A 23,849-nucleotide genomic window follows, 5' to 3' on the forward strand; every position below is an offset into this window, starting at 1 on the left:
ACTTAATTGCTTGCGGTTTCGGCAGCACCGACGGTCGCCTGCGCTTTCTGCTCTTCGTTTTTCATCAGCGTACGCTCATAGGCACGCAGGAAAGGCAGATACATCAGCGCGGACATCACCATACACACAAGGCACATCACCACCGGGCTCAGCGCCCAGTTCGCCGCCCACGAGGCGCCAATCGGTGCCGGGGTGGTCCACGGGGTTAACGAGACGACCTGCGCCAGCCAGCCGAGTTTGGTTGCCGCATACGCCAGACAGGCGTTGATCAGCGGAACGCACACGAACGGAATGAACAGCATCGGGTTCATGATGATCGGCGCGCCAAACAGAATCGGTTCGTTGATGTTAAAGAAGCTGGGCACCACGCCCATTTTGCCGATGGTACGCAGATGGGTAACGCGGCTGCGCAGCAGCAGGAACGCCAGGGGTAACGTGGAGCCTACGCCGCCAATCAGCAGGTAGTGATCCCAGAAGCCCTGCAGGTATACGTGCGGCAGCGCCGCGCCGGCCGCCAGTGCCGCCTGGTTTGCCGAGAGGTTCGCCATCCAGAACGGGTTCATGATGCCGGTGACAATCAGCGAGCCGTGGATACCGGCGAACCAGAAGATCTGGCACAGCAGCACGGAGAGCAGAATAGCGGGCAGGGAGTCGGAGGCGGAGACCAGCGGCTCCAGCAGGTGCATGATCGCCTGCGGGATAATCATGCCGGTTTGCGCTTCGATGAACAGGTTCAACGGGTGCAGGGTACCGATCACCACCATCACCGGGATCAGGATCTCAAACGAACGCGCCACGCCGGTCGGTACTTCTTTCGGCAGGCGGATGGTGACGTTGTTCTGCTTCAGCCACGCATAAACGCGGGTGGCGTAGATGGCGGTGATCAGCGCGGTAAAAATGCCCTGGCCGGAGAGATACTGGGTCGAGATTTTACCGTCGGCATACGGCGCGGCGACCAGCAGGAAGGCCATAAAAGCCAGCAGGCCGGACATCACCGGGTCGAGGTTAAACTGGCGCCCCAGGCTCGCCCCAATCCCCACCGAGATGAAGAAGGTCATCACGCCCATGCTGAGGTTAAACGGCAGCATCAGCTGTTCGCGGTAAGTCTGGGAGAAATCCAGCCAGCCGCGCGCAAAGCTATTGGTAGTATCCGCCGAAAACGGCGGGAAGATGAACACCAGCATAAACGAGCCGATGATCATGAACGGCAGCGCGGCGGTAAAGCCGTCGCGGATAGCAATCACATACTTTTGCTGACCAAGTTTGGCGGCCAGCGGGGTAATTGACTGCTCAATCACCGCGACCATGGATTGATATAACGAACTCATGTGAACACCTTTTAGTGTGCCGCTTCGATGAGCGACAGAGCATAGTCCAGTACTTTATCGCCACGCTGCATGCCGTAGTCCATCATGTCGATGGGCTGGACCGGAATGCCTTTCGTAGCCGCCTTGTCTGAGAGTGTCTGTAAAATGTATTTCACTTGTGGTCCGAGAAGCACCACCTGGTATTGCGGAAACTGCGTATCAAATTCGGAAACACCGTACGCATCTATTTTCACCGGCAAACCACGTTCTTTCGCGACATCGACCATTTTGCTGACCAACAGGCTGGTGGACATCCCGGCAGAGCAGCACAGCATAATCTTGAACATCGACAACCATCCTCTAAATGTAAAAAGTTATTGCGGGAATGATTGGACATTATACGGAAACCGGTTTCCATTCATAAAAGACAGAAGTGTGACAACCATCAAGATCCCTTACTTATGAGGCTAATTAACCGGATGTAAGTCACATAATTTGGCTGTTTTGACATCATTTTGAGTGGAAACGGAAAATCGGTTTCCATGGAAAACGGAAACGGATATACTCCGTTCTGGCTATAATATGAGCCGAAGCGGTCATGGAATTTGCAGGCGCGAGGTAAGCCTGTCAGGGGAAAGAGATGTCGACAATCAATGATGTATCACGTCTTGCCGGGGTATCTAAAGCCACGGTATCGCGAGTGTTGAGTGGGTCGCGTGGCGTAAAGGAAGCCAGCCGTCAGGCCGTTCTGAAGGCAGTGGATGAGCTTAACTACCGGCCTAATGTGATTGCCCAGTCGCTGCTGAGCCAGTCGACGGGATGTATCGGCGTCATTTGCGCACAGGAAAATATTAACCAGACCACCGGTTATTTGTACGCGCTGGAAAAACATCTCAGCCAGCATCAAAAACACCTGCTGCTGCGCTTCGCGCATAGCAAAGCCGAAGTAATGAATGCGCTCGAAGAGCTCTCCTGCGGTTTGTGTGATGACATCCTCGTCATCGGCGCGCGTTTCCCGCTGGACGTGGATATGGACAACGTCATCCTCGTGGACTGTATGGAGTCCGATAATTCCAATAGCATCCAGTTCGATCACGCCTTTGCCGCTGAAACCGCCTGTAACTACCTGACCAGCCAAGGTCGTCGCCAGATTGCCCTGATCCACCCGCACGGCAGCGGTTTTGCCGATCAGGTGCTGCTCGGCTACAAACATGCGCTGGAGAAAAATTTTCTGCCCTTTAATCGCAACCTCGTCTTTATGGACGCGACCTCCTCGTCCGTTGCGCTACAGGAGCTGCTTAACAACGCCAGCACGCTGAATTTCAACGCATTACTGGTGGCGGACGAGCAAGAAGCCCAGCGAGTGATCCCACAGCTGCAGGCGTTTAATAAATCCGTGCCGGAAGACATTATGGTCTTCAGCCTTGCTGGATCCCTGCACCTGCCGGGTATTCCGGTGATCCCGGCCATTGAATATTCCATGGATGCCATGGCGGCGCGTATCGTGAGCTGGCTGACGGAGAAAACGCAGATGCTGGGTTCGTATGTGCTGCGCGGGGATTTAATTATTCCGGATGTGCGTAAGCGTTAAAAATGTTGTGTAGGCCGGGTAAGGCGCAGCCGCCACCCGGCGAGAAGCACGTTTCCAGCCCTCAATAATCTTCCATACAGTCCACCTGACCAATCGCCGCCCAGTAAGCATCCAGATTGTCGCGCTTGACGGCGGTAACGGCATTTTTGATCAGCAACTGATTGGCCTCGGACGACAAAATCATCTCCTGCCAGGCTTTATCGCTCTGCTTTCTCTGTGGCGTACAGGTTTTCTTAATATCTTTAAGGACCTGCTGCTTTATTTGCGCCTCTTTCGCGGGGTCATCCTTTTCCTGAGCATGGACAAACGCGGCGAAGAGCAGACAAACCAGCAGGCAGACCAGGTGCGCAGCTTTCATCAAAACCCCCTTTAGAAGTCACATGCTTCCCATGAAATATATCGTTACATTCAGTGTAGCGACGCCAGTCGAAAGTATGAATTTTCTCCACGCCACCGGTGTGCGATAGTGAGACGGCACAGAAAACAAGGAGAGAAAATATGCACTTGAGCATTACTGACGCCGTCACGCCGCAGGAAAAAGAAGAGCTACTTGTGGGTCTGAGAGCCTATAACGGACGGTTCCTCGATTTGACGAACTTTAGCGGTGACATAGGCGTTTACGTTCGAGACGAAAAGGGCGTCATGCTGGGCGGCTTAATCGGCGTACGTAAAGGCGACTGGCTGAATATCGACTATCTCTGGGTGAGCGATACCGTACGGGGCAGCGGTGTGGGCAGCCAGCTTATCAACACGGCGGAAAATGAAGCCAGGCGTAAAGGCTGCAAGCACGCGCTGGTGGATACCGTTAGCTTCCAGGCGCGCCCGTTCTATGAAAAACAGGGCTACCAGCTGCAGATGTCTTTGCAGGATTACCCATACCCGGGTATGCAGCGTCATTACCTGACGAAAGCGCTTTAAATTCTGATTCTGCGGGCCGGGGAAGCGCAGAGCCACCCGGCGATACCCGCATATAACTTATCCTTCTTATTGATTCTTTTTCGTTTTTTATTTCCCCGCCTCGTTGTCGATATAGTCATTGAAACATTCAGCAAAAGGAACTGTCTCGTGAAACGTCGATTGGGTGCGCTGGTCCTCGCTGGCCTGCTGCTGGCAGGGTGCGATCAAAATGGCAGCGATGCCAGACACATTAAAGTAGGCGTCATCAACGGCGCCGAGCAGGACGTGGCGGAAGTCGCCAAAAAGGTGGCGAAAGAGAAATATGGCCTGGACGTGGAGCTGGTCGGCTTCAGCGGCTCGCTATTGCCTAACGATGCCACCAACCAGGGAGAGCTGGATGCCAATGTCTTTCAGCACCGTCCGTTCCTTGCAGAAGATAACAAGGCGCATGGCTACAAGCTGGTTGCCGTGGCGAATACCTTCGTGTTCCCGATGGCCGGTTATTCACGCAAAATCAAATCCGTTTCGGACCTGAAGAACGGTGCGACCATTGCCATTCCAAACGACCCAACCAACCTTGGCCGCGCGCTGTTGCTGCTGCAAAAAGAGAAGCTCATTACCCTGAAGCCAGACACCGGCCTGCTGCCGACGGCGCTGGATATTACCGCTAACCCTAAACATCTGAACATCATGGAGCTGGAAGGGGCGCAGCTGCCGCGCGTGCTGGACGATCCCAAAGTGGATGTCGCCATCATCAGCACCACCTATCTTCAGCAAACCGGGCTGTCGCCGGTGCATGACAGCGTCTTTATAGAAGATAAAAATTCGCCGTACGTGAACATCGTGGTGGCGCGCGAAGACAACAAAGACGCGGAGAACGTGAAGGAATTTATCCAGTCGTATCAGTCACCGGAAGTGGCGAAAGCGGCTGAGACGATCTTTAACGGCGGAGCGGTACCGGGCTGGTAAATTCTGCCTGAAAACGCGGAGTTTAAATTGGCCCGATTCCATCGGTAATCGCCCTTTAACCCACAGCGTGACCTGCGACGTCGGGCTATCCTCCTTATCACACCAACCGGAGGATAGCCCATGAACATTACCCAAATTCGCAACGCCACCCTGCTGATTACCTACGCTGGGAAACGTCTTTTAATCGACCCGATGCTGGCCCCGAAAGATGCTTATCCGGGCTTTCCCGGCACGGCACATGCCGAACGCCGTAACCCGACGGTCGAACTCCCTGTTGACGTCAACACGCTGCTGAACGCCGACGCGGTGATCGTCACCCATACCCATGACGATCACTGGGATCGCGCCGCGGCAGAGCTGATCGCCAAAGACAAGCCGATCTACGTGCAAAACGATCGTGATGCCGCGCTGCTGCGCAGCCAGGGGTTTATCAACCTGACGGTCATGACTGACGCGACCACCTTCGACGGGATTCAGATTGCTAAAACCCACGGCGGCCAACACGGTACCGACCGGGCTTACGCCGTGCCGGAGCTGGCGGAGCGTCTGGGCGAGGCCTGTGGCGTGGTGCTGCGTCATCCTGATGAGAAGACGCTTTATCTTGCCGGGGATACCGTCTGGCGTGACGCGGTGGCGGCCGATCTGCAAAAGCACCAGCCGGACGTGGTGGTACTGAACGCAGGCTATGCACACGTCATTGGTTTTGGCCCCATTATTATGGGGCAGGAGGATGTGCTCAACGTTCATTTCCTGCTCCCACAGGCCAAAATAGTGGCGAGCCATATGGAAGCCATCAACCACTGCCTGCTGACCCGCAGCGCGCTGCGTGAGTACGTTGAAGCCAATCAGGTGAGTGACGCAGTGACCATTCCCCAGGATGGCGAAACCGTTATATTCTGAGTGCGTTAAAGGGAAAGGAGAGACAAATGTCGCTAATCAACGTCGCGATTGTCGCGGTAGACGGGTTCAGCCCGTTCCACTACTCCGTTCCCTGCATTCTGTTTGGCGATTCCGTCTCCGGCGAAAAGCGCTTTAACGTGACGATCTGCGCCGAAACGCCGGGGTTCCTCACCTCAAAAGACGGGTTCGCCCTCAACGCCACGCAGGACTACACCGCCATTGGTCGGGCCGATATAGTCGTTGTTCCCTACTGGCAGCACGTCCTCGAACGCCCGCCTCAGACGCTGCTCGACAGCCTGGTGCAGGCGAGAGACAACGGCGCGGAAATCGTCGGGCTGTGTCTGGGGTCGTTTGTGCTGGGCTATGCGGGCATTCTCGACGGCAAGCGCGCTGCCACCCACTGGGAGTCCGAAAATCAGTTCCAGTCGCTCTTTCCGCACGTCCAGCTTGATATCAACGCCCTCTACGTGGATGACGGCAATATCATCACCTCTGCCGGAACCGCGGCTGCGCTGGACTGCTGCCTGTATATCATTCGTCAGCGCTTTGGCAGCGTAGTCGCCAACCAGATTGCCCGGCGGATGATTGTGCCGCCGCACCGCGAGGGAGGTCAGGCGCAGTTTATTGCTCAGCCTGTTCCGAATGACACCCGCGATGCACGTATCAATTGCCTGATCGACTATCTACAGCAGCACATCACCGAACCGCATAGCCTGGACTCGCTGGCGGAGGTGGTTTCGATGAGCCGCCGCACGCTGACCCGTCACTTTATTAAAGCCACGGGAATGAGCGTCGCCGACTGGCTTACCGCCGAACGCCTGCGGCGTAGCCAGATCCTGCTTGAAGCCGGAAATATGCCGATTGAACGCGTAGCCGAGCTGGTGGGATTTAATTCTGCCGTCACCTGGCGACAGCAGTTTAAGGCGCGTTTTGGGGTAAGTCCTGCGGAGTGGCGAAAGACGTTTCGTCTGCATAGCTAGCGTGGAAGTTCCACCCCGGTAAGTTGGGTATGAAGAGATTGAGCTACCCCAGCCTCTCCACCTTCGTCTCCCCCTCCGCCATCGACAGCTGGTACAGCGAAAAGGATCTCTGTTTCTCAATCAACTTCGCCAGCTCCGGCGAGTGGCTGGTGAGCCAAATCTGCGAGTAGCGGCTGGCCTCGGCGATTAAGCTCGCCAGCGCGGGCAGCATCTGCGGATGCAGGCTGTTTTCCGGTTCGTTCAACGCGATAAACGCCGGTGGGCGCGGGCTTAACAGCGCCACCGCCAGGCACAGAAAGCGCAGGGTGCCGTCGGAGAACTCCGCCGGTTCCAGCGGGCGGCTCAGCCCCTCGCGCTGCATCATCATGCGAAAACGTCCGCCGGTGTTGTCGCTGTAAAACACGCAGCCGGGGAAGGCCTGGTCGAGGATGCGCATCAGGAGCAGTTCGTCGCCAATCTCCACGATGGTCTGAAACGCCGCCGCCAGGTTGGCACCGTCGCTGGCCAGCACCGGGGAACGGAACCCGACCTGCGGGGCACGCATCGCCGAGCCGGATGAGACGGAAAACTCATGATAAAAGCGCCAGTTACGCAGGGACTCGCGCATCTGCGACACTTCCGGGTAAAGATGCGGTTCGCCGAGCTGCCCGAACACCGATTCGTTCTCATACAGCGTGCCGCTGTGGGTTACTTTCTCGTGATGCACGTTATTCAGAAACACCGCCTGATTCTTACGCTTCATCAGCTGTGACGACGGGCGTCGATGCTGACCGCTCAGCCAGATTGACTCCTCTTTGATCACCGGGTCGAGCTGAAACTGCGAGGGATAGGGCAGCCTCTCCACAAACCCGACCTGCAACTCGTATTCGTAGGTCTCGGTTTCCACCGCCAGGTTCATCCGCCGCAGCTGGTCGCTGCGGGTTTTGCCTGCCCAGAACACCTTCAGAATGCCGCCCTCGTTCGCCAGCGACTGGGAGAACTGCCCCTGGGCGGCGCTGTGCATCAGGTGTATCGCCTTGTAAATATTGGATTTCCCGGTGCCGTTCGGGCCGAAGACGATGTTGAGCTGCTCCAGCTCAAGCGACATCTCGCGGATGGAGCGGTAGTTTTGAATGTGCAGGGTGTTGATCACGGGCAGGCCCCTTTTTGCAGAATAAGCCTGTATATAATCACAGTATTTGAGGTTAAATGCAAAAAAGAGACGACAGTGAGGATGTCGTCTAAACGGGGTACTGCTTTGGGCCTCTACGGGTCAATGGGGCCTTCGCATTTTTGTGATCACTTGACTGCCAGACGCAGACCCAAATCATCAGGATAGGGATCAAAGTAGTTTTGCGTCATCAGATACCGGTCAGGATATTCGGCCAGGTAGTGCTTCAGCAGCGTGATCGGGGCGAGAATAGGTAACTGCCCGTTGCGATAGTGCAGGATCACGTCGCGCAGCTCACCGCGCTGGCGGGTGTTTAGCTGGTTGCGGAAATACCCCTGAATATGCATCAGCACGTTGGTGTGGTTCTTCCGCGAAGCCGGTTTTTTCAGGATGGTCATCAGCTTTTCCCGGTACGCCACAAAGAAGGCGTCCAGGTCTTCCCACTCGTGCAGCGAGGCAACGAACGGACCGATTTCACGGTAGCCCGCCTGATGGTGCGCCAGCAGCTGCAATTTATAGCGGCTGTGGAAATCCAGCAGCCCACGTCGCGTCAGACCTTTAGCGCGCAGCGTGTTTAGCTCGTGCAGGGCAAATACCCGCTCAATAAAGTTTTCCCGCAGCACAGGGTCGTGCAGCCGACCATCTTCCTCGACGGGCAGCCAGGGGTAGGTTTCAAGAAGGGCGGCGGTGAACAGCCCGACGCCCTCCTTGCGGCCCCGGTTGCCGTTTTCATCGTACAGCCGCACGCGTTCCAGGCCGCAGCTTGGGGATTTTGCACAGACGATAAATCCCGAAAGATCGCCGATTTTTGGCAGATAGTCCGCCGTAAAGTCGGCCATTTTCTGCGTGAGGTCATCATGAGGCGGCTTGCTGAAACGGAGCTGCGTCTCGCCGCTGTCCGTCAGCGTCAGGCGTATGGCCGGGCGAGGCGTCGGCAGGCCGATCGCCATTTCCGGGCAGACGGGGCGGAAATTCACCCACTGGGCCAGCTCATCCATAACGAAGCCCATACGCTTGTGTCCGCCGTCAAAGCGTACGGCGGAGCCGGTCAAACATCCGCTAATACCGAGCACAGGTTTCGTTGTCATGGTGTGGTCCCTCCCGTTCATATAATTAAAACTTACACAACATGACTAGTTTGTCCAAGTATTCGCGGAACTATTTTTTTTATTCCTTTAGAATCAATGCGTCTTAACTGCCCTTGTAGGTCGAGTAACCGTACTGACTCAGCAGAAGCGGGATGTGCAGCTTTTCGTTGGTGCGGGTCACGGTAAACAGCACCGGGATCTCCGGGAAGAAGGTGTCCAGCTTTTTGCCGTGGAAGTACTCTGCGGTTTTAAAGGTCACTTTATACACGCCAGGCTGCATGTCCTGGTCCTGCGGATAGAGCGATTTAATACGTCCGTCGTGGTCGGTTTTGCCGCTGGCAACCGGGGTCCATTTGTCCTGCTGCTGCTTCTCCAGCGTAACGGTCACGTCTGATGGCGGCATCCCGGTTTGCTGGTCGAGAATGTGGACGCTCAGCGTGCCGGCAGGGGCGCTAAAGGCGGCAGGGGCAAAGGCCATGGCGGCCAGGAACAGCAGAGGGGTTGTTTTTTTCATGGTGTTTTCCTGTGGAGTTATTTGTCACAGGAAAACGTTAGCATCTGCGGCGCGGGAAAATATTCAACTTTTCGTGAAGATTCCCACAGCAGAAAATGATCAGAGGATAATCACTTCAAGCGATACCTGCTGCTGCCACTGCTCCAGCTGCTTTTTCCGTCCGGCGGTAAGTTTGCCGCTGGTGACCAGAAGCCATTTCCGCTCCGGGAAAATCTCCGGAGCCAGCGTGGCAGGGGGAACCGGCAGGATGTCGATCCGGTGACCCTGACCGGTGCGCGTTAGGGCTTCGAGCCAGATCTCGCACGGGTCGTTGAGATGCCAGCCGCTGAGCAGAATATTGTCGCCCGGCGCTTTCTTATCACCTTCGAGACAAAACGAGGTGTAGGCGATGATGATGCCGTCGAGGATCGCGCGCAGGGTCATGGCGGCGGCAACGTTAGCCGAGACCTGGCTGCGCAGCGGACGCAGCACGTTCGCGACCAGCTCTGGTCTTGGGTACTCGCGTCCGGCGTCGTAAATCATCTGGCGCAGGGATTCGACTTTGCCGTCCTGAAGGCGCTGCAGCATGTTCTGCTGCAGGGTTTGCCAGTTGTTGGTCCGCCCCGGCGTCGGGCGCTCCAGCAGCGGTTTGACCTGGCCGATAGGGACGCCTTTTTTGACCCAATCGAGGATTTTCAGCGCCTGCTGGACGTCCTCATCGCTGTACTGGCGGTGACCGCCTTCCGTGCGCTGTGGCTTGAGTAAACCGTAGCGACGCTGCCACGCCCGGAGGGTGGTGGCGGTAATGCCGCTGAGTCTGGCGAATTCGCCGATGGAGTAAGCCATGTCCGTGTCCAGAGTGGAGGAATACTCTCAATATACTACGAATTTTCCCGAACGGGATGAAGCCCCGAAACGGTGCACTACACTTAACATCCAACCGTGCAAATGAAAGGAATTCTCATGAAGCTATGGCCTGTTGTGACCGGTGTTGCCATTGCGCTGACCCTGGTTGCCTGTAAATCCCCTACGCCGCCGAAAGGCGTGCAGCCTATTACTCATTTTGACGCCAGCCGCTATCTCGGCAAATGGTACGAAGTCGCGCGCCTGGAAAACCGCTTTGAACGCGGTCTGGAGCAGGTGACCGCCACCTACGGCAAGCGCAGCGACGGCGGTATCAGCGTGCTGAACCGGGGTTACGATCCGGTGAAAAACAAGTGGAATGAAAGTGAGGGGAAAGCGTACTTCACCGGCGAGCCGACCACCGCCGCGCTGAAGGTGTCGTTCTTCGGTCCGTTCTACGGCGGGTATAACGTAATCAAACTGGACGACAAGTACCAGTACGCGCTGGTCAGCGGCCCGAACCGCGATTATCTGTGGATTTTGTCACGCACGCCGACCATCCCGGATGCGGTGAAGCAGGATTACCTGAACACCGCGCGCAGTCTGGGCTTCCGGGTTGACCAACTGGTGTGGGTGAAGCAGTAAAGATCGTGCTTTCTTCGTAGGGTATTACGGACTCGCCTGGATAGACTTCCGTTAAAAGCCCAACGGAGGGAAGACGTTATGATCTGGCAGCCTTTTCGTGGTGACGCACCGAAAAACATGATGATTTTCAGTGCGTCCTTTCCCGACGTCAGCGACCAGTGGCCGATGAAAGACGATGCTGCCCGTGAAATCGCTGCGCTCGATCGGGCGCTGAAAGCCGAGCCAGCGCTCCGTCCTCCACTGGTTGAGTACGAAGAAGGAGGGCAGGCCGTGCTCGTCCCGCAGAACCGCTATTCCGAGCAGGCTTTCCGCAACCGTCCGGCGCTTACCGCATGGCGAACCCGGCTGGTGCCCTCCGCGCTGGCGCTGTTTGTGGTGCAAAACCCGCTTGAGGATCGCCTGCCGGACGGCACAAAGATGGACAGCGACAGTCGTCAGTGGTTTATCCACGCGAACGACGCCATCGGCGTGCGCTCCCGCGCCCGGGTGCTTGCCGCACTGGTGGAGAAGTACATTCACAATGAGAGCGAGAACAACTGGGTAAGCCTAGCAAGCGGCGCCGCCATTCCGGTGCTGGAGGCGCTGCGCGAAGCAAAGCTCGATGGCCAGCAGGTCTATCTCACACTGGTGGATAAAGACCCCGTCGCGCTCAGCTGGGCCGAAACCATGGCGGCGCAGGAAGGCATTGTGGTGGGCGAACAGCTGACCCTGCTCAGGCGCAACCTGGTGCACACGCTGGTGCGTAACGAGGACCTGCTGCTGGAGCTGGGCGAGCATCAGGCCGAACTGGTCGACGCGCTGGGGATTTTTGAATACTTCAACGACGCCGACGCGGTGATTTTTCTCCAGCGCGCGCTGCGGCTGGTCAAGCCCGGCGGGGCGGTGATTGTCTCAAACATGCTGACCAGCAGCCCGCAGATTGACTTTGTGCTGCGCGGTATCGGCTGGGAGGATATCCACCCGAGGACGCTACAGCAGCTGCAGGATATTCACCTGGCGGCGGGCGTACCGGTGGAAAACGTCACCGTGGTCGTGCCGAAGGACGGGGTGTATGCGGTGATGGAGATTAAAGCTTAGCACGGTCGGTTCCCTCTCCCTGAGGGAGAGGGTTAGGGTGAGGGGGGAACAAGGCGCACAGAGTGACTTGAATGAATTAGGTTTTCCAGACATGATCCCCCCATGAAAATCGAAACCGCACACTCCTCACACTTCGAACGCCTGGTCGCGATCTGGGAATCCTCCGTTCGCGCCACCCATCACTTTTTACAGGAAAGCGATATTGCGGCGCTGCGTCCGCTATTGCTCAACGCGTATCTCCCCAACCTCAAGGTCGTGATAGCCCGCGATGACGCAGGCGTTATTCACGGCTTTTTAGGGGTGGATGAAAACCGCATTGAAATGTTGTTTGTGGATGATGCGAGTCGCGGGAAGGGTGTCGGGAAACTGCTGCTTAAACACGCCATCGCAGAGTTCGGCGCGAACGAAGTGGACGTGAATGAGCAGAATCCGCAGGGAGTCGCCTTTTATCGGCATATGGGATTTGAGCAGGTCGGGCGCTCGGAACTTGACGGACAGGGAAATGCGTTTCCGTTGCTGCATATGCGGTTGGCTAAGTAAATATTTACTTAACGCAGGAATCACACTTGTTAGATATGAAACGCAACGCGTTTTCCTGTTGGAAGTTCAACGTCGATACAAAGTTTCCCACCCATTGCCTCAATGTAGCGCTTAAGCGTGGCAATTTTTAGTTCATTTCCACGTTGCTCTATTTGTGTTACTGCGGGCTGGCTCACCCCCATTAGCTCGGCAACATTTTTTTGCGAAAGCCTGAGCTCTTCACGTAAAAGTTGCAAACCCGTTTCAAGGATCATTTCCTCTGCCATTTCTTTAATTCGTTGTTGGCTTTCCGGTGAGCGTGATGCAATTAATTCATTTAGTGTTTTCACTTGGCTGTCTCCAGGCTTGTCAGATGCCGGGTAAATTCATCATCTGCAATGCGAATGAGTTTTTCATAAAATGCCTTGTCGTTACTCTTGTTGCCTGCGCAAAGCACAATCGCCTGACGTTCGGGGTCAAATGCGAATAAAGCACGAATCGGACGACCAGCGTATTGAACACGTAACTCTTTCATATTGTTATATTGCGAGCCTTTTACAGTATCGGCATAGGGACGAGGAAGACGAGGTCCATAGTTTTGTAGATTTAGCATGTCTGCCAGTACCTTTTCCTGTAACCCTTCTTCCTGTTCAAGCAACCATAGCTCAAACACCTTTCCGAACAGTACCGTCCACATGCTCTCTTCCATGATAAGCTGTAGCTTATATACAGGATATAAGCTGTAGTTAATAAATGCAATGGCTGTCATTGGCAACCAGGTAGCGAGTGGCAGAAGTATGACAAATACGGGGCATCTAAATGATTGTATTTGTGAGAAATTGCGAGGCGTCTTCCAGTGTTTTTCGAGTCATGCTGGCAAGGAAGGTAGGGGGGCAGCATGACTATGGCTACTCTTTAGATTCTTTTTCCATTTACCAGCCACTTTCTTGCTGAACTTATAAGTAAGGCTTACATGTTGTTTTTATTCAGGCTTACCTTCTTCGTAAACGGCTTTAATATGCTCAGTAATGGCTTGAGGAGAGACTTGCTAGAGAGCCACAATGGCTGCTTGCGACAGCCAGAGCGTTTCATGTTCAAAGCGACATGTGATGCAAACCGTACCGTCCTCACTGGCAACATCACAAATTCACCAGCCGGAAATTAGATTACGTTTTTATCAACCATGTCGGCTCCGTCTTTTTAACGATTAACGCCAGAAACCGCCGCTAAGCCAGGTGGTTTGTATTTGATTTTGCGAGGTGCTTTCCAGGATGCTGAATTTGAATCGCGGCAAGAGCTTTCTCTATCTCACTGAGCTTCGCCTTCGTCCGCTTATAATCGTCCTGCAACCGCTGCTCCTGCTCGTTATACGCCACCAGAACGATGCACCCTTTCATCACCTTGACCGTGACCTGCTGTCCGGTATCAAAACCCGCCGCGCGCAGCCACTTGCCGGACAGAATGATATTGGGTGTGGATTTGTCGAAAACATTCGGGCGATATCCCACAATTAACGAACGCTCGGTTCCGGATTGGTCGGTGTCTGGGGTAGAATGCGAATCAGCCATAATCAACTCCTTGATAGTTGGTGAGGTTAGCTCTCGTCCGGTATTGCGAGTACCTGGCGAGGGCGTTTCAGTTTCAGGTATGCTAAGGTACGTACCTGAATGATGATATTTTGCTCTTGTAGGTACGTACATGTCAACAGCTAAACGCGACCCTAACAAATCTAAATCCGGAAAAGCACCGACGTTTCAGATTCGTATTACTACGGAATTGAAGTCACAGTTTGAGGCGGCTGCTAAGGCTGAAGGGATGAGTTTGGGAAATTGGCTTAAAACTCTAGGACGTCAAGAACTAATTCGTTTAGGTCATAAGCCATTTTCAGTTGATGATATTTAGTTTTTATTTTTATCTTGTTTGCCAGTTAATTCGACCTTAATGGGGTTATCTCCTGTAAGGATAGAGGCTAAACCTTTTCTTATTTTAATTTGATCAAGGTTCATATCACCATGCGCAGTGGGAGAATATATAGCGTTCTGCAAATGGACCTTATCAAAGTCATATCCAATATCATTTGCCATCTCATAAAGCAAGCTCAAAAAAAGTTGATTGCTTTTTTGATTCCACAATTCTGCCCCAGATTCCTTTAAGGGTACGGTTGAACAAAGGTGGGCGAAATATTCCTTCCAAGCTAATGTGACTTTTTTTTTCTGAATCGGAACGCTTTACTTTTCCACGTCTTATATCTCCATAAAAGGCTAAGTCAATCATATTTAATGCTTGAACATGTTCAGGTAGTAAACGAGATGAAATAGCTCGAGTAGCCATAAGTTGCGAAAATATTTTAACTTTTATTGTTTGCTTTTCTGATTTCTTCTCTAAATATTTTTGTACTCTGACAGCTATTAATGGGCTAAAAAGGGTAGCAAAGACAGTAGCGATAGCTAGAGCTAAATTCATTTTTTATTCTCTTCAGTCAAAAATTAATTTAAAAGAATAATAGACGATGTTTTTTTGCGTGAGAAGGGTATATTTTGGCGGAAGATCACAGGAGTCGAACCTGCCCGGGAACGCTGGCGTCCCCAACTGGATTTGAAGTCCAGCCACCTCACCGGAGATGACGATCTTCCGCGCCTGCATTGCTACATGGAGGCGGGGCGCATTATAGCTACTTTCAGGCATTTACCACATACCCCGACACACTTTTTTCACCTCTCTTTTGACCTGTACCCCCCTGTTTCAGTTAATTCTTAAGAAAATCCTCAGGTTAGCGTTTTGTGCTCTCCGACATTTACCGCGATCACAAAAAACAAGAAACGTAATCTGCTAACCAGAAAACGCAATACCCGCTCATGAAACAATGGTTTAAAACCAATGCAACCGGTCTCAGCGCCCCCTACAGCGTGAAGGATGAATAAAAGATGAGCGAAGTATTGTCAGTAAAAGAGAAGATTGGCTACGGCATGGGAGACGCCGCCAGCCATATCATTTTTGATAACGTCATGTTGTATATGATGTTTTTCTACACCGATATTTTCGGCATTCCCGCCGGGTTTGTCGGCACCATGTTCCTGCTCGCCCGTGCGCTGGATGCAATCTCCGACCCGTGCATGGGGCTGATTGCCGACCGCACCCGCAGCCGCTGGGGCAAGTTCCGCCCGTGGATTTTGTTCGGCGCCATCCCGTTCGGCATCGTCTGCGTGCTGGCCTATACCACGCCGGATCTCAGCCTCAACGGCAAAATGGTGTATGCCGCCATTACCTATACGCTGCTGACCCTGCTCTATACCGTGGTTAACATCCCGTACTGCGCATTGGGCGGGGTGATCACCAACGACCCGACGCAGCGTATCTCCCTGCAATCCTGGCGCTTCGTGCTGGCGACGGCGGGCGGCATGCTCTCCACGGTGCTGATGATGCCGCTGGTGAACCTGATCGGCGGCGACGATAAAGCGTTCGGCTTCCAGGGCGGGATCGCCGTCCTGTCGGTGGTCGCGTTCCTGATGCTGGCGTTCTGCTTCTTCACCACCAAAGAGCGCATCCAGGTGCCGCCGAGCACCACCGCCATGCGGGAAGATCTGCGCGACATCTGGCGGAACGATCAGTGGCGCATCGTTGGCGTGCTGACCATCCTCAACATCCTCGCCGTCTGCGTGCGCGGCGGCGCGATGATGTACTACTGCACCTGGATCATGGGCTCGCCGGAAGTGTTCGTCGCGTTCCTCACCACCTACTGCGTCGGCAACCTGATCGGCTCCGCGCTGGCGAAACCGCTCACCGACTGGAAGTGTAAGGTCAGCATCTTCTGGTGGACCAACGCCGCGCTGGCGGTGGTGAGCGTAGCGATGTTCTTTGTGCCGATGCATGCCACCGTGGTGATGTTCGCCTTTATCTTCGTCATCGGCGTGCTGCACCAGCTGGTGACGCCGATCCAGTGGGTGATGATGTCCGATACCGTCGACTATGGCGAATGGACCAACGGCAAACGTCTGACCGGGATCAGCTTTGCGGGCACGCTGTTCGTGCTGAAGCTTGGCCTGGCGCTGGGCGGGGCGATGATCGGCTGGATGCTGGCAGGCGGCGGCTACGACGCGGCAGCCAAAACCCAGAACAGCGCGACCATCAGCATCATTATCGGCCTGTTTACCCTGGCCCCGGCAGTCTGCTACGTGCTGAGCGCCATTATCGCCAAACGCTACTACACGCTGAAAACCCCCTTCCTGACCAAAATCCTGCGCGAGCTGGCGCAGGGTGCGCGCCGCAATCAGCAGGAGTTTGAAAACCTGCCGGTCAGCAAAGAATTGCAGAACTAAGAGGACGAAAGCATGAAAATCAGTGATGGAAACTGGCTTATTCAACCGGGTCTGAACGTGACGTATCCGGTTCAGGTGTTCGACTTGGAGCAGCAGGGCAATGACCTGGTGGTGTACGTGGCGCCGCGCGACGTGCGTGAGCGCACCTGGCAGCTCGACACGCTCATGTTCACGGTGCGCCTGTTTGCCCCGCAGGAGGGGATTGTCGGGGTGCGCATCGAGCACTTCCAGGGCGCGCTGGACAACGGCCCGCACTATCCGCTGAACGTGCTGAAAGACGTGAAGGTCGAGATTGAAAACAACGCGGAATTTGCCGAGCTGAAAAGCGGCAGCGTCAGCGTGCGCGTCACCAAAGGGGAGTTCTGGGCGCTGGACTTCCTGCGCAACGGCCAGCGCATTACCGGCAGCCAGCTGAAAAACAACGGTTACGTGCAGGACACCAACACCGATCGCAACTACCTGTTTGAGCGTCTCGACCTCGGCGTGGGCGAAACGGTCTACGGTCTGGGCGAGCGCTTTACCGCCCTGGTGCGCAACGGCCAGACGATCGAAACGTGGAACCGCGACGGCGGCACCAGCACCGAGCAGTCCTACAAAAACATCCCGTTTTATCTGACCAATCGCGGCTACGGCGTGCTGGTGAATCACCCGGAAAACGTCTCGTTCGAAGTGGGTTCGGAGAAAGTCTCCAAAGTGCAGTTCAGCGTCGAAGGGGAATATCTCGAGTACTTCGTGATCGACGGCCCGACGCCGAAAGAGGTGCTCAACCGCTATACGCGGTTCACCGGGCGTCCGGCGCTGCCGCCCGCGTGGTCGTTCGGCCTGTGGCTGACCACGTCGTTCACCACTAACTACGACGAAGCGACGGTTAACAGCTTTATCGACGGCATGGCCGAGCGCGATCTGCCGCTGCACGTCTTCCACTTCGACTGCTTCTGGATGAAGGCCTTCCAGTGGTGTGATTTTGAGTGGGACCCGGTGACCTTCCCGGATCCGGAAGGGATGATCCGCCGCCTGAAGGAGAAAGGGCTGAAGGTCTGCGTGTGGATTAACCCGTACATCGGCCAGAAGTCGCCGGTATTTCGCGAACTGAAAGAGAAGGGCTACCTGCTCAAGCGCCCGGACGGCTCCCTGTGGCAGTGGGATAAGTGGCAACCGGGGCTGGCAATTTATGACTTTACTAACCCGGAAGCGTGCCGGTGGTATGCCGACAAGCTGAAAGGCCTGGTGGACATCGGTGTCGACTGCTTTAAGACCGACTTTGGCGAGCGCATCCCGACGGACGTGCAGTGGTTTGACGGATCCGATCCACAGAAGATGCATAACCATTACGCCTACATCTACAACGCGCTGGTGTGGAACGTGCTGAAAGAGACCGTGGGTGAGCAAGAGGCGGTGCTGTTTGCCCGCTCCGCGTCCGTCGGTGCGCAGCAGTTCCCCGTTCACTGGGGGGGTGACTGCTACGCCAACTACGAGTCGATGGCGGAAAGTCTGCGCGGCGGGCTGTCGATTGGCCTGTCCGGCTTTGGGTTCTGGAGCCACGATATCGGCGGATTCGAAAACACCGCCCCGGCGCACGTCTACAAGCGCTGGTGCGCGTTCGGGCTTTTATCCAGCCACAGCCGCCTGCACGGCAGTAAATCTTACCGCGTGCCGTGGGCGTACGATGACGAATCCTGCGACGTGGTGCGCCACTTTACGCAGCTGAAGTGCCGGATGATGCCGTATCTGTACCGTCAGGCGGCGCTGGCGCGCGAGTGCGGTACGCCGATGCTGCGGGCGATGATGCTGGAGTTCTCGGACGATCCGGCGTGCGATTATCTTGACCGCCAGTACATGCTGGGGGATGCGGTGATGGTCGCGCCGGTGTTCTCAGAGGAGGGCGATGTGCAGTTCTGGCTACCGGAAGGACGCTGGACGCACCTGTGGCATAACGACGAAATTCAGGGTAGCCGCTGGCATAAGCAACAGCACGATTTCCGCAGCCTGCCAGTCTATGTGCGCGATAACACCCTGCTGGCGCTGGGCAATAACAGCCAGAAACCAGACTATGCGTGGAACGAGGGCACGGCCTTCCAGCTGTTTAACCTGGAGGATGGCGCAACGGCGGTGAGTGAAGTGCCTGCGGCGGACGGCGCGGTGGCGTTTACGCTGAAAGCGTCACGAGAGGGCGATACCGTGACCCTGACCGGCGTGGGTGAGGCGCGAAACTGGTCGGTGTGCTTGCGCAACGTGCAGAAGGTGGGCGGCGTGAAAGGCGGTTCACATGCGGGAAGCGAGTGGGGCGTGGTGGTAAAAGCGGAGGGGAATGAGGTGGTGGTTCACCTCTGAGCGGTAAAAATGCCCGGTGGCGCTTCGCTTACCGGGCCTACGGTAATTATGCGGTCTGATGCCCTCACCCTGACCCTCTCCCACAGGGAGAGGGAATAAAACCGCCACCCGGCTTATTTATTGCACGGGTGTTGAAACAATGCCACCCGTCATCGTCTGCTCTACCTGCTGTTTATCCATATTCACCGCGCTCAGCTTGCCGTTCACCGTCGGCTTCAGCGGCGCATTGGCCTGCACGCTACCGCTGGCGGTGAGTTGAATATTGCCATCGCCCGTCACCGGTAGCGCTGGCCAGCCCCACTGCTGCAGCACGTTGAGCGGCACGCCGCGCCCGTTAAGGCTTACGGTGGTTTGCCGTTGCGGCAACTGCGAAACCGTGGCCGTCGCTTCCAGAATGCCTTTCTCGGTAAATGCGCTCAGGTCGGTAATGTTCACCGTGGCGGCGTTGGCATTCAACGCCAGCGACGGACGGCGCACATCCACGCGGTTAAAGGTCGCCGCCGCGCCGTTCAGGGTTGCGCTGCCGCTCCACACGCCCCACTGGCGGTCTTTCACCAGCTGCAGGTTGGCACCGTAGCCATCCAGGGAGGTGATCTGCCACGGGAAGGCGGGATCGATGTCGATCACCAGGTTGCGGCTCAGGCCGAATTTTTGCAGCGTGACGCTGTTCAGCCATTCCGGTAGCGGCTCCATCCATAGCGTTTTCCAGTTCTGCGGCAGGGTGTACTCCAGACCGGCGATGGCGACATCGTCCAGCACCAGCGCTTTGCCGTCGCGCAGCCAGTTGCCGGAGGTGCGCACCATGCCGCCTTCCCAGCGGGAGGTAAACTGGCGCAGCGCCATACCCTGCGGGGAAAACTCTGCGTTCAGGATCGGGTCAAACAGATGCAGCGAGCCGTAGATAAACTCGCTGGCGTTCATGGACAAACGCCCGTCCTGACTTTGCCAGTCGCCTTTGCTTATCGTCAGGTTGCGCAGGCTTAAATCGAGATCGGTCACCGCCCAGTCCGGGCCCTGCAGCCGGGCGTCGGTGACCTCCAGACGGCCTATTTGCAGAGAAGGGATGGTGGCCAGCGGGGCAAAGAAGGCTGTCAGCGTGTTGTCGCTCTGCAGGCGGATCTCATTCAGACGCAGGGTATCGATAACCCAGCTTCCGTCGGCGTTACGCAGGGCGGAGCCGGTGAGCGAACCGCGCGCCATATCGGCCCCGATAGTGTTCAGCACCACCTCCTTACCGTTAAGCTGGCCCTCAATTAACACGTTGGTGGCCGGGACGCCGTTGAGGGTCAGCGAGCCTGCGCTCATCTGAATCTGCGCGTTTTTCCCCAGCACGTTGCCGGCTTCCGGCTGCCATGGGCTGACGCCGCCCGTCACCTTCTGCGCGCTCAGATCCCATTCGGTATTCGGGCTGTTAAAGGCCATGTTGCTCAGTTGAAGACGATCGGCCTGCAAGGGCAGCGGTGCCGTCTGCGGCGAGAGGTTCAGCGTGCCATCGAAAAGGGTAATGGCGTCCATATGCAGCGGATCGGTCACCTGACGGCTGCTCAGGCCGATATCAACTTTTTTGGCTACCAGCGTGGCAGGTTTACCGTCCCGCCCGAAGGTGACGTTTTCCAGAATAAGATGGGAAGGCGACGAAAAGCGGTGATTCATCTTGTCGAAACTGAGTTCGTAATCGGTATTCACCGTCACCCAGCTGCTGACCTGAGCCGCGCCCCAGCGGGTCTGGAGCAGAATATAGAGCGCCAGTATCACAATGAGCAGGGCTACCAGAAGATAGACGAGCAGCTTTCCAATAAATTTCATGGTCTTCCATCCCGCAAACGTACATAAGGGAGTTATGCACGATTTATGCGCAATCCTCAAGGCGGGAATGGTGTAAATAGATGTCACGGCAGGCATTGACTGCCTGCCGTGAAGGGGATCAGTTCTTTTCAGGCGGGAAAACGAGGTTCAGCACAATAGCGGTGATACCGCCCGCGGCGATGCCGGAAGAGAGCAGGTTTTTCACCCAGTCAGGGGCAAACTGCAGGATCAGTGGTTGCTGAGAAACGCCCAGACCCACGGCCAGCGACAGCGCGATAATCATGATCGCCCGGCGGTTCAGCGGTTCGCGGGAGACGATACGCACCCCGGACGCTGCGATAGTCCCGAACATCACCAGCGTTGCGCCACCCAGCACCGGCTCAGGAATGTGCTGCACAAAGCCGCTCACCGCCGGGAACAGGCCGAGGACGATCAGCATCAGCGCCACCACAAAACCCACGTAGCGGCTGGCGACGCCGGTCAGCTGGATCACGCCGTTGTTCTGGCCGAAGCAGGAGTTCGGGAAGGTATTGAATACCGCAGAAACAAACGAGTTCAGGCCGTTCGCCAGCACGCCGCCTTTCAGGCGCTTCATGTACAGCGGGCCGGACACCGGCTGCTCGGAGACGTCGGAGGTAGCGGTGATATCGCCGATGGTCTCCAGAGAGGTGATCATAAAGACCAGCATCAGCGGCAGGAGCAGACCCCAGTCAATGCCCAGACCGTAGTACAGCGGCGTGGGGACGGTGATCAGCGCGCTGTTGGTCGGTACGGTGTTCTCCGGCAACATGCCCAGCGCCCACGCCAGCAGATAACCGGCTGCCATGGCGATCACCAGAGAAGCCACGCGCAGGTAAGGGTTACGCTGGCGGTTAAGCAGAATAATGATCGCCAGCACGACGCCCGCCAGCAGCAGGTTTTTCGGCGCGCCGAAGGTATGGTCGCTCATTGCGGCATAGCCGCCGCCGATGGAGGTGAGGCCGACCTGAATCAGCGACAGGCCGATAATCATCACCACCACGCCGGAGACCAGCGGGGTAATGACGCGGCGCGCCAGATGCAGCACGCGGGAGATGACCATCTCCGTGCAGCTTGCCAGCATCAGGGTGCCGAACAGCGCCGCCATCATGGTCGGGACATCCGCACCGCCGGTTTTCAGGGCTGTGCCGCCCATGATCAGCGGTGCCACGAAGTTAAAGCTGGTACCCTGGATCGACAATAATCCCGACCCCACCGGACCCCACGCTTTAATTTGAATAATTGAGGCCACGCCAGAGGCGAAGAGGGACATACTGATGATGTGCTGCGTATCCTGCGCCGGTAAACCGAGCGCCTGGCAGATCAGCAGCGCCGGGGTGATCACCGCGACAAACATCGCCAGAAGATGCTGGCAGGCCGCGAAAAGCGTCTGAGGCAGTGGCGGGCGATCTTCAAGGCGGTAAATCAGTTCGCTATTTTGCTTCTGCGCAATCGGTTGCGCATCAGGCGACTCTATGGTGTTAACGGACATCGGCGGCAATCCCACGGTGGAAAAGCGGGCATTTTATCTGACCACCTGGTAAAAGCAAACGATTGCCAGCAAAAAAAGGGAAGAAAATCTGCCGTTGTGAGCAGGTTTTCTACAACCCGTCGGGAAAAAAAATTACACTTTTTGCGCCGGTGGCTCATGAAGAGCGCAAACCGGCCAGGATAACGCCGCGTGTGTATGGAACACGCGCATAACAGGAGCCTTTTATGATTCATCTCGATACGTTGTCGACCCTTGTTGCCGCAACGCTGGTTCTGCTGCTTGGTCGCAAGCTGGTACATAGTGTTTCCTTTCTGAAAAAGTACACCATTCCTGAACCTGTCGCCGGTGGCTTGCTGGTGGCGCTGGCCCTGCTGGTACTGAAAAAAAGCATGGGCTGGGAAATTGATTTTGATATGTCCCTGAAAGATCCGCTGATGCTGGCCTTCTTTGCCACCATCGGCCTGAACGCCAACCTGGCGAGCCTGCGCTCTGGCGGTAAGGTGCTCGGCGTATTTCTGATTGTGGTGGTGGGACTGCTGCTGATGCAAAACGCCATTGGCATCGGCATGGCGACGCTGCTGGGGCTGGATCCGCTGATGGGTCTGCTGGCGGGTTCGATTACCCTGTCAGGCGGCCATGGTACTGGAGCCGCGTGGAGTAAGCTGTTTATCGAGCGTTACGGCTTTGAAAACGCAACGGAAGTGGCGATGGCCTGCGCAACCTTTGGTCTGGTGCTGGGTGGCCTGATTGGCGGCCCGGTGGCCCGTTATCTCGTTAAACATTCCACCACGCCGAATGGCAGACCGGACGATGAAATGGTGCCCACCGCGTTCGAAAAGCCGGATGTCGGGCGCAGCATCACCTCGCTGGTACTGATTGAAACCATCGCGATGATTGCCATCTGCCTGACCGTGGGCAAAGTGGTTGCGCAATGGCTGGCGGGTACAGCGTTTGAACTTCCGACCTTTGTCTGCGTGTTGTTTATCGGGGTCATTCTGAGCAACGGTCTTGCGCTGATGGGCTTCTACCGCGTGTTTGAACGTGCGGTATCGGTGCTCGGTAACGTCTGTCTGTCGCTGTTCCTGGCGATGGCGCTGATGAGCCTCAAACTGTGGGAGCTGGCCTCGCTGGCGCTGCCGATGGTGGCGATTCTGGCGGTGCAGGCACTGTTTATGGCGCTGTACGCCATGTTCGTGACCTGGCGCCTGATGGGGAAAAACTACGATGCAGCGGTGCTGGCAGCGGGTCACTGCGGGTTTGGTCTGGGGGCAACCCCAACGGCTATTGCCAACATGCAGGCGATTACCGAACGGTTTGAGCCATCGCACATGGCGTTTCTGGTGGTGCCAATGGTCGGGGCGTTCTTTATTGATATCGTCAACGCGCTGGTGATTAAGCTGTACCTGATGCTGCCGATGTTTGCCTGA

25 protein-coding genes, 1 tRNA gene and 2 pseudogenes are annotated in these 23,849 nt (G+C 56.1%); 12 read left to right on the forward strand and 16 right to left on the reverse strand.

Translation table 11 applies throughout. From position 1 onward, the window contains the following. Positions 1-2 precede the first annotated feature (2 nt). Positions 3-1,328 carry a PTS sugar transporter subunit IIC gene (locus BFV64_RS00245; RefSeq protein ID WP_023331699.1) on the reverse strand — a complete coding sequence of 442 codons (1,326 nt, stop codon included), beginning with the start codon at positions 1,326-1,328 and terminating at the stop codon, positions 3-5. A gap of 11 nt (positions 1,329-1,339) precedes the next feature. Continuing rightward, positions 1,340-1,654: a PTS sugar transporter subunit IIB gene (locus BFV64_RS00250; protein WP_069601598.1), complete on the reverse strand. Its 315-nt coding sequence runs from the start codon at positions 1,652-1,654 to the stop codon at positions 1,340-1,342. 293 nt (positions 1,655-1,947) lie between these two features. On the opposite strand from BFV64_RS00250, the gene BFV64_RS00255 reads away from it, so the two are divergent. Beyond that, positions 1,948-2,898: a LacI family DNA-binding transcriptional regulator gene (locus BFV64_RS00255; RefSeq protein ID WP_014881946.1), complete on the forward strand. Its 951-nt coding sequence runs from the start codon at positions 1,948-1,950 to the stop codon at positions 2,896-2,898. A gap of 61 nt (positions 2,899-2,959) precedes the next feature. Here BFV64_RS00255 and BFV64_RS00260 read toward each other — a convergent pair whose 3' ends face one another. Beyond that, a complete protein-coding gene (locus BFV64_RS00260) occupies positions 2,960-3,256 on the reverse strand; it encodes a YicS family protein (RefSeq protein ID WP_014881947.1) in 297 nt (98 codons plus the stop codon). Positions 3,257-3,396: 140 nt separating this feature from the next. Between BFV64_RS00260 and BFV64_RS00265 the strand changes: the two genes are divergently transcribed. The 4 genes from BFV64_RS00265 to BFV64_RS00280 all read left to right on the forward strand — a co-directional run bounded on the left by BFV64_RS00265 (position 3,397) and on the right by BFV64_RS00280 (position 6,644). Continuing rightward, positions 3,397-3,816 carry a GNAT family N-acetyltransferase gene (locus BFV64_RS00265; RefSeq protein WP_014881948.1) on the forward strand — a complete coding sequence of 140 codons (420 nt, stop codon included), beginning with the start codon at positions 3,397-3,399 and terminating at the stop codon, positions 3,814-3,816. Positions 3,817-3,963: 147 nt separating this feature from the next. Further along, complete coding sequence (gene nlpA / locus BFV64_RS00270; protein WP_014881949.1) at positions 3,964-4,764, forward strand: lipoprotein NlpA; 801 nt, start codon at positions 3,964-3,966, stop codon at positions 4,762-4,764. Positions 4,765-4,884: 120 nt separating this feature from the next. Beyond that, entirely contained in the window at positions 4,885-5,664 is a 780-nt protein-coding gene (locus tag BFV64_RS00275) for an MBL fold metallo-hydrolase (protein ID WP_045281338.1), read from the forward strand. Between the two features lie 26 nt (positions 5,665-5,690). Then, a complete protein-coding gene (locus tag BFV64_RS00280) occupies positions 5,691-6,644 on the forward strand; it encodes a GlxA family transcriptional regulator (protein ID WP_069601599.1) in 954 nt (317 codons plus the stop codon). A gap of 43 nt (positions 6,645-6,687) precedes the next feature. Here the strand turns inward: BFV64_RS00280 and BFV64_RS00285 are convergent, their stop codons facing one another. From BFV64_RS00285 to BFV64_RS00300, 4 genes are all read right to left on the reverse strand, one after another. Then, the gene (locus BFV64_RS00285; protein WP_045269329.1) at positions 6,688-7,776 is read right to left on the reverse strand and encodes an AAA family ATPase; all 1,089 of its coding nucleotides are present in this window, start codon (positions 7,774-7,776) and stop codon (positions 6,688-6,690) included. Between the two features lie 146 nt (positions 7,777-7,922). Then, on the reverse strand, positions 7,923-8,882 hold the full coding sequence (locus BFV64_RS00290) for a YbgA family protein (protein ID WP_023333995.1): 960 nt from the start codon (positions 8,880-8,882) through the stop codon (positions 7,923-7,925). Positions 8,883-8,985: 103 nt separating this feature from the next. Beyond that, positions 8,986-9,396, reverse strand: a complete 411-nt coding sequence (gene uraH / locus BFV64_RS00295) for a hydroxyisourate hydrolase (protein ID WP_014881954.1) — start codon at positions 9,394-9,396, stop codon at positions 8,986-8,988. Between the two features lie 99 nt (positions 9,397-9,495). Further along, entirely contained in the window at positions 9,496-10,221 is a 726-nt protein-coding gene (locus BFV64_RS00300; protein ID WP_045269330.1) for a MerR family transcriptional regulator, read from the reverse strand. Between the two features lie 117 nt (positions 10,222-10,338). Between BFV64_RS00300 and BFV64_RS00305 the strand changes: the two genes are divergently transcribed. From BFV64_RS00305 to BFV64_RS00315, 3 genes are all read left to right on the forward strand, one after another. After that, on the forward strand, positions 10,339-10,863 hold the full coding sequence (locus BFV64_RS00305; protein ID WP_045281336.1) for a lipocalin family protein: 525 nt from the start codon (positions 10,339-10,341) through the stop codon (positions 10,861-10,863). A gap of 78 nt (positions 10,864-10,941) precedes the next feature. Then, positions 10,942-11,940, forward strand: a complete 999-nt coding sequence (locus BFV64_RS00310; RefSeq protein WP_050862777.1) for a class I SAM-dependent methyltransferase — start codon at positions 10,942-10,944, stop codon at positions 11,938-11,940. 102 nt (positions 11,941-12,042) lie between these two features. Continuing rightward, on the forward strand, positions 12,043-12,480 hold the full coding sequence (locus BFV64_RS00315; RefSeq protein WP_045281332.1) for an acetyltransferase: 438 nt from the start codon (positions 12,043-12,045) through the stop codon (positions 12,478-12,480). Between the two features lie 29 nt (positions 12,481-12,509). On the opposite strand, the gene BFV64_RS00320 is transcribed toward BFV64_RS00315, so the two are convergent. From BFV64_RS00320 to BFV64_RS00330, 4 genes and pseudogenes are all read right to left on the reverse strand, one after another. Further along, the gene (locus tag BFV64_RS00320; RefSeq protein ID WP_032635284.1) at positions 12,510-12,809 is read right to left on the reverse strand and encodes a helix-turn-helix domain-containing protein; all 300 of its coding nucleotides are present in this window, start codon (positions 12,807-12,809) and stop codon (positions 12,510-12,512) included. Continuing rightward, positions 12,806-13,156 carry a type II toxin-antitoxin system RelE/ParE family toxin gene (locus BFV64_RS00325; protein ID WP_032637796.1) on the reverse strand — a complete coding sequence of 117 codons (351 nt, stop codon included), beginning with the start codon at positions 13,154-13,156 and terminating at the stop codon, positions 12,806-12,808. Before BFV64_RS00325 ends, BFV64_RS00320 begins: the two co-directional genes overlap by 4 nt. A 262-nt stretch (positions 13,157-13,418) precedes the next feature. Next, positions 13,419-13,599: pseudogene (locus BFV64_RS25805) on the reverse strand (hydroxyacid dehydrogenase); the annotation flags it as partial. A gap of 86 nt (positions 13,600-13,685) precedes the next feature. Next, positions 13,686-14,027, reverse strand: a complete 342-nt coding sequence (locus BFV64_RS00330; protein ID WP_032635286.1) for a SymE family type I addiction module toxin — start codon at positions 14,025-14,027, stop codon at positions 13,686-13,688. A 130-nt stretch (positions 14,028-14,157) separates the two neighbouring features. On the opposite strand from BFV64_RS00330, the gene BFV64_RS23875 reads away from it, so the two are divergent. Beyond that, positions 14,158-14,361 carry a toxin-antitoxin system HicB family antitoxin gene (locus BFV64_RS23875; RefSeq protein ID WP_071890797.1) on the forward strand — a complete coding sequence of 68 codons (204 nt, stop codon included), beginning with the start codon at positions 14,158-14,160 and terminating at the stop codon, positions 14,359-14,361. Here BFV64_RS23875 and BFV64_RS26040 read toward each other — a convergent pair. From BFV64_RS26040 to BFV64_RS00340, 3 genes and pseudogenes are all read right to left on the reverse strand, one after another. After that, a complete protein-coding gene (locus tag BFV64_RS26040) occupies positions 14,358-14,678 on the reverse strand; it encodes a DUF6680 family protein (protein ID WP_308218850.1) in 321 nt (106 codons plus the stop codon). The two genes, BFV64_RS23875 and BFV64_RS26040, sit on opposite strands and share 4 nt — an antisense overlap. A 91-nt stretch (positions 14,679-14,769) precedes the next feature. Continuing rightward, positions 14,770-14,922: pseudogene (locus BFV64_RS26045) on the reverse strand (DUF6680 family protein); the annotation flags it as partial. Positions 14,923-14,997: 75 nt separating this feature from the next. After that, positions 14,998-15,092 (reverse strand) — tRNA-Sec (locus BFV64_RS00340). A gap of 291 nt (positions 15,093-15,383) precedes the next feature. Here BFV64_RS00340 and BFV64_RS00345 point away from each other — a divergent pair. Beyond that, positions 15,384-16,775 (forward strand): glycoside-pentoside-hexuronide family transporter, encoded by a 1,392-nt coding sequence (locus BFV64_RS00345; protein ID WP_059373364.1) that lies wholly within the window; start codon positions 15,384-15,386, stop codon positions 16,773-16,775. Between the two features lie 12 nt (positions 16,776-16,787). Next, complete coding sequence (gene yicI / locus BFV64_RS00350; RefSeq protein WP_049010181.1) at positions 16,788-19,106, forward strand: alpha-xylosidase; 2,319 nt, start codon at positions 16,788-16,790, stop codon at positions 19,104-19,106. Positions 19,107-19,223: 117 nt separating this feature from the next. Here the strand turns inward: yicI and BFV64_RS00355 are convergent, their stop codons facing one another. Next, positions 19,224-20,912 (reverse strand): AsmA family protein, encoded by a 1,689-nt coding sequence (locus BFV64_RS00355; protein ID WP_047626546.1) that lies wholly within the window; start codon positions 20,910-20,912, stop codon positions 19,224-19,226. Between the two features lie 118 nt (positions 20,913-21,030). Continuing rightward, positions 21,031-22,422 carry a xanthine/proton symporter XanP gene (gene xanP, locus BFV64_RS00360; RefSeq protein WP_023331713.1) on the reverse strand — a complete coding sequence of 464 codons (1,392 nt, stop codon included), beginning with the start codon at positions 22,420-22,422 and terminating at the stop codon, positions 21,031-21,033. Positions 22,423-22,646: 224 nt separating this feature from the next. Between xanP and gltS the strand changes: the two genes are divergently transcribed. Beyond that, entirely contained in the window at positions 22,647-23,849 is a 1,203-nt protein-coding gene (gene gltS / locus BFV64_RS00365; protein ID WP_069601600.1) for a sodium/glutamate symporter, read from the forward strand.

Origin of the sequence: Enterobacter kobei, from assembly GCF_001729765.1 — a bacterium.
Taxonomy (GTDB): Bacteria; Pseudomonadota; Gammaproteobacteria; order Enterobacterales; family Enterobacteriaceae; genus Enterobacter; species Enterobacter kobei.

What these genes read in the sequence shown, in the direction of transcription:
- BFV64_RS00245 (WP_023331699.1), bottom strand. Translation starts at nt 1,328, where the DNA reads ATGAGTTCGTTATATCAATCCATGGTCGCGGTGATTGAGCAGTCAATT.
- BFV64_RS00250 (WP_069601598.1), bottom strand. Translation starts at nt 1,654, where the DNA reads ATGTTCAAGATTATGCTGTGCTGCTCTGCCGGGATGTCCACCAGCCTG.
- BFV64_RS00255 (WP_014881946.1), top strand. Translation starts at nt 1,948, where the DNA reads ATGTCGACAATCAATGATGTATCACGTCTTGCCGGGGTATCTAAAGCC.
- BFV64_RS00260 (WP_014881947.1), bottom strand. Translation starts at nt 3,256, where the DNA reads ATGAAAGCTGCGCACCTGGTCTGCCTGCTGGTTTGTCTGCTCTTCGCC.
- BFV64_RS00265 (WP_014881948.1), top strand. Translation starts at nt 3,397, where the DNA reads ATGCACTTGAGCATTACTGACGCCGTCACGCCGCAGGAAAAAGAAGAG.
- BFV64_RS00275 (WP_045281338.1), top strand. Translation starts at nt 4,885, where the DNA reads ATGAACATTACCCAAATTCGCAACGCCACCCTGCTGATTACCTACGCT.
- BFV64_RS00280 (WP_069601599.1), top strand. Translation starts at nt 5,691, where the DNA reads ATGTCGCTAATCAACGTCGCGATTGTCGCGGTAGACGGGTTCAGCCCG.
- BFV64_RS00290 (WP_023333995.1), bottom strand. Translation starts at nt 8,882, where the DNA reads ATGACAACGAAACCTGTGCTCGGTATTAGCGGATGTTTGACCGGCTCC.
- uraH (WP_014881954.1), bottom strand. Translation starts at nt 9,396, where the DNA reads ATGAAAAAAACAACCCCTCTGCTGTTCCTGGCCGCCATGGCCTTTGCC.
- BFV64_RS00300 (WP_045269330.1), bottom strand. Translation starts at nt 10,221, where the DNA reads ATGGCTTACTCCATCGGCGAATTCGCCAGACTCAGCGGCATTACCGCC.
- BFV64_RS00305 (WP_045281336.1), top strand. Translation starts at nt 10,339, where the DNA reads ATGAAGCTATGGCCTGTTGTGACCGGTGTTGCCATTGCGCTGACCCTG.
- BFV64_RS00310 (WP_050862777.1), top strand. Translation starts at nt 10,942, where the DNA reads ATGATCTGGCAGCCTTTTCGTGGTGACGCACCGAAAAACATGATGATT.
- BFV64_RS00315 (WP_045281332.1), top strand. Translation starts at nt 12,043, where the DNA reads ATGAAAATCGAAACCGCACACTCCTCACACTTCGAACGCCTGGTCGCG.
- BFV64_RS00325 (WP_032637796.1), bottom strand. Translation starts at nt 13,156, where the DNA reads ATGTGGACGGTACTGTTCGGAAAGGTGTTTGAGCTATGGTTGCTTGAA.
- BFV64_RS00330 (WP_032635286.1), bottom strand. Translation starts at nt 14,027, where the DNA reads ATGGCTGATTCGCATTCTACCCCAGACACCGACCAATCCGGAACCGAG.
- BFV64_RS23875 (WP_071890797.1), top strand. Translation starts at nt 14,158, where the DNA reads ATGTCAACAGCTAAACGCGACCCTAACAAATCTAAATCCGGAAAAGCA.
- BFV64_RS00345 (WP_059373364.1), top strand. Translation starts at nt 15,384, where the DNA reads ATGAGCGAAGTATTGTCAGTAAAAGAGAAGATTGGCTACGGCATGGGA.
- yicI (WP_049010181.1), top strand. Translation starts at nt 16,788, where the DNA reads ATGAAAATCAGTGATGGAAACTGGCTTATTCAACCGGGTCTGAACGTG.
- BFV64_RS00355 (WP_047626546.1), bottom strand. Translation starts at nt 20,912, where the DNA reads ATGAAATTTATTGGAAAGCTGCTCGTCTATCTTCTGGTAGCCCTGCTC.
- xanP (WP_023331713.1), bottom strand. Translation starts at nt 22,422, where the DNA reads ATGTCCGTTAACACCATAGAGTCGCCTGATGCGCAACCGATTGCGCAG.
- gltS (WP_069601600.1), top strand. Translation starts at nt 22,647, where the DNA reads ATGATTCATCTCGATACGTTGTCGACCCTTGTTGCCGCAACGCTGGTT.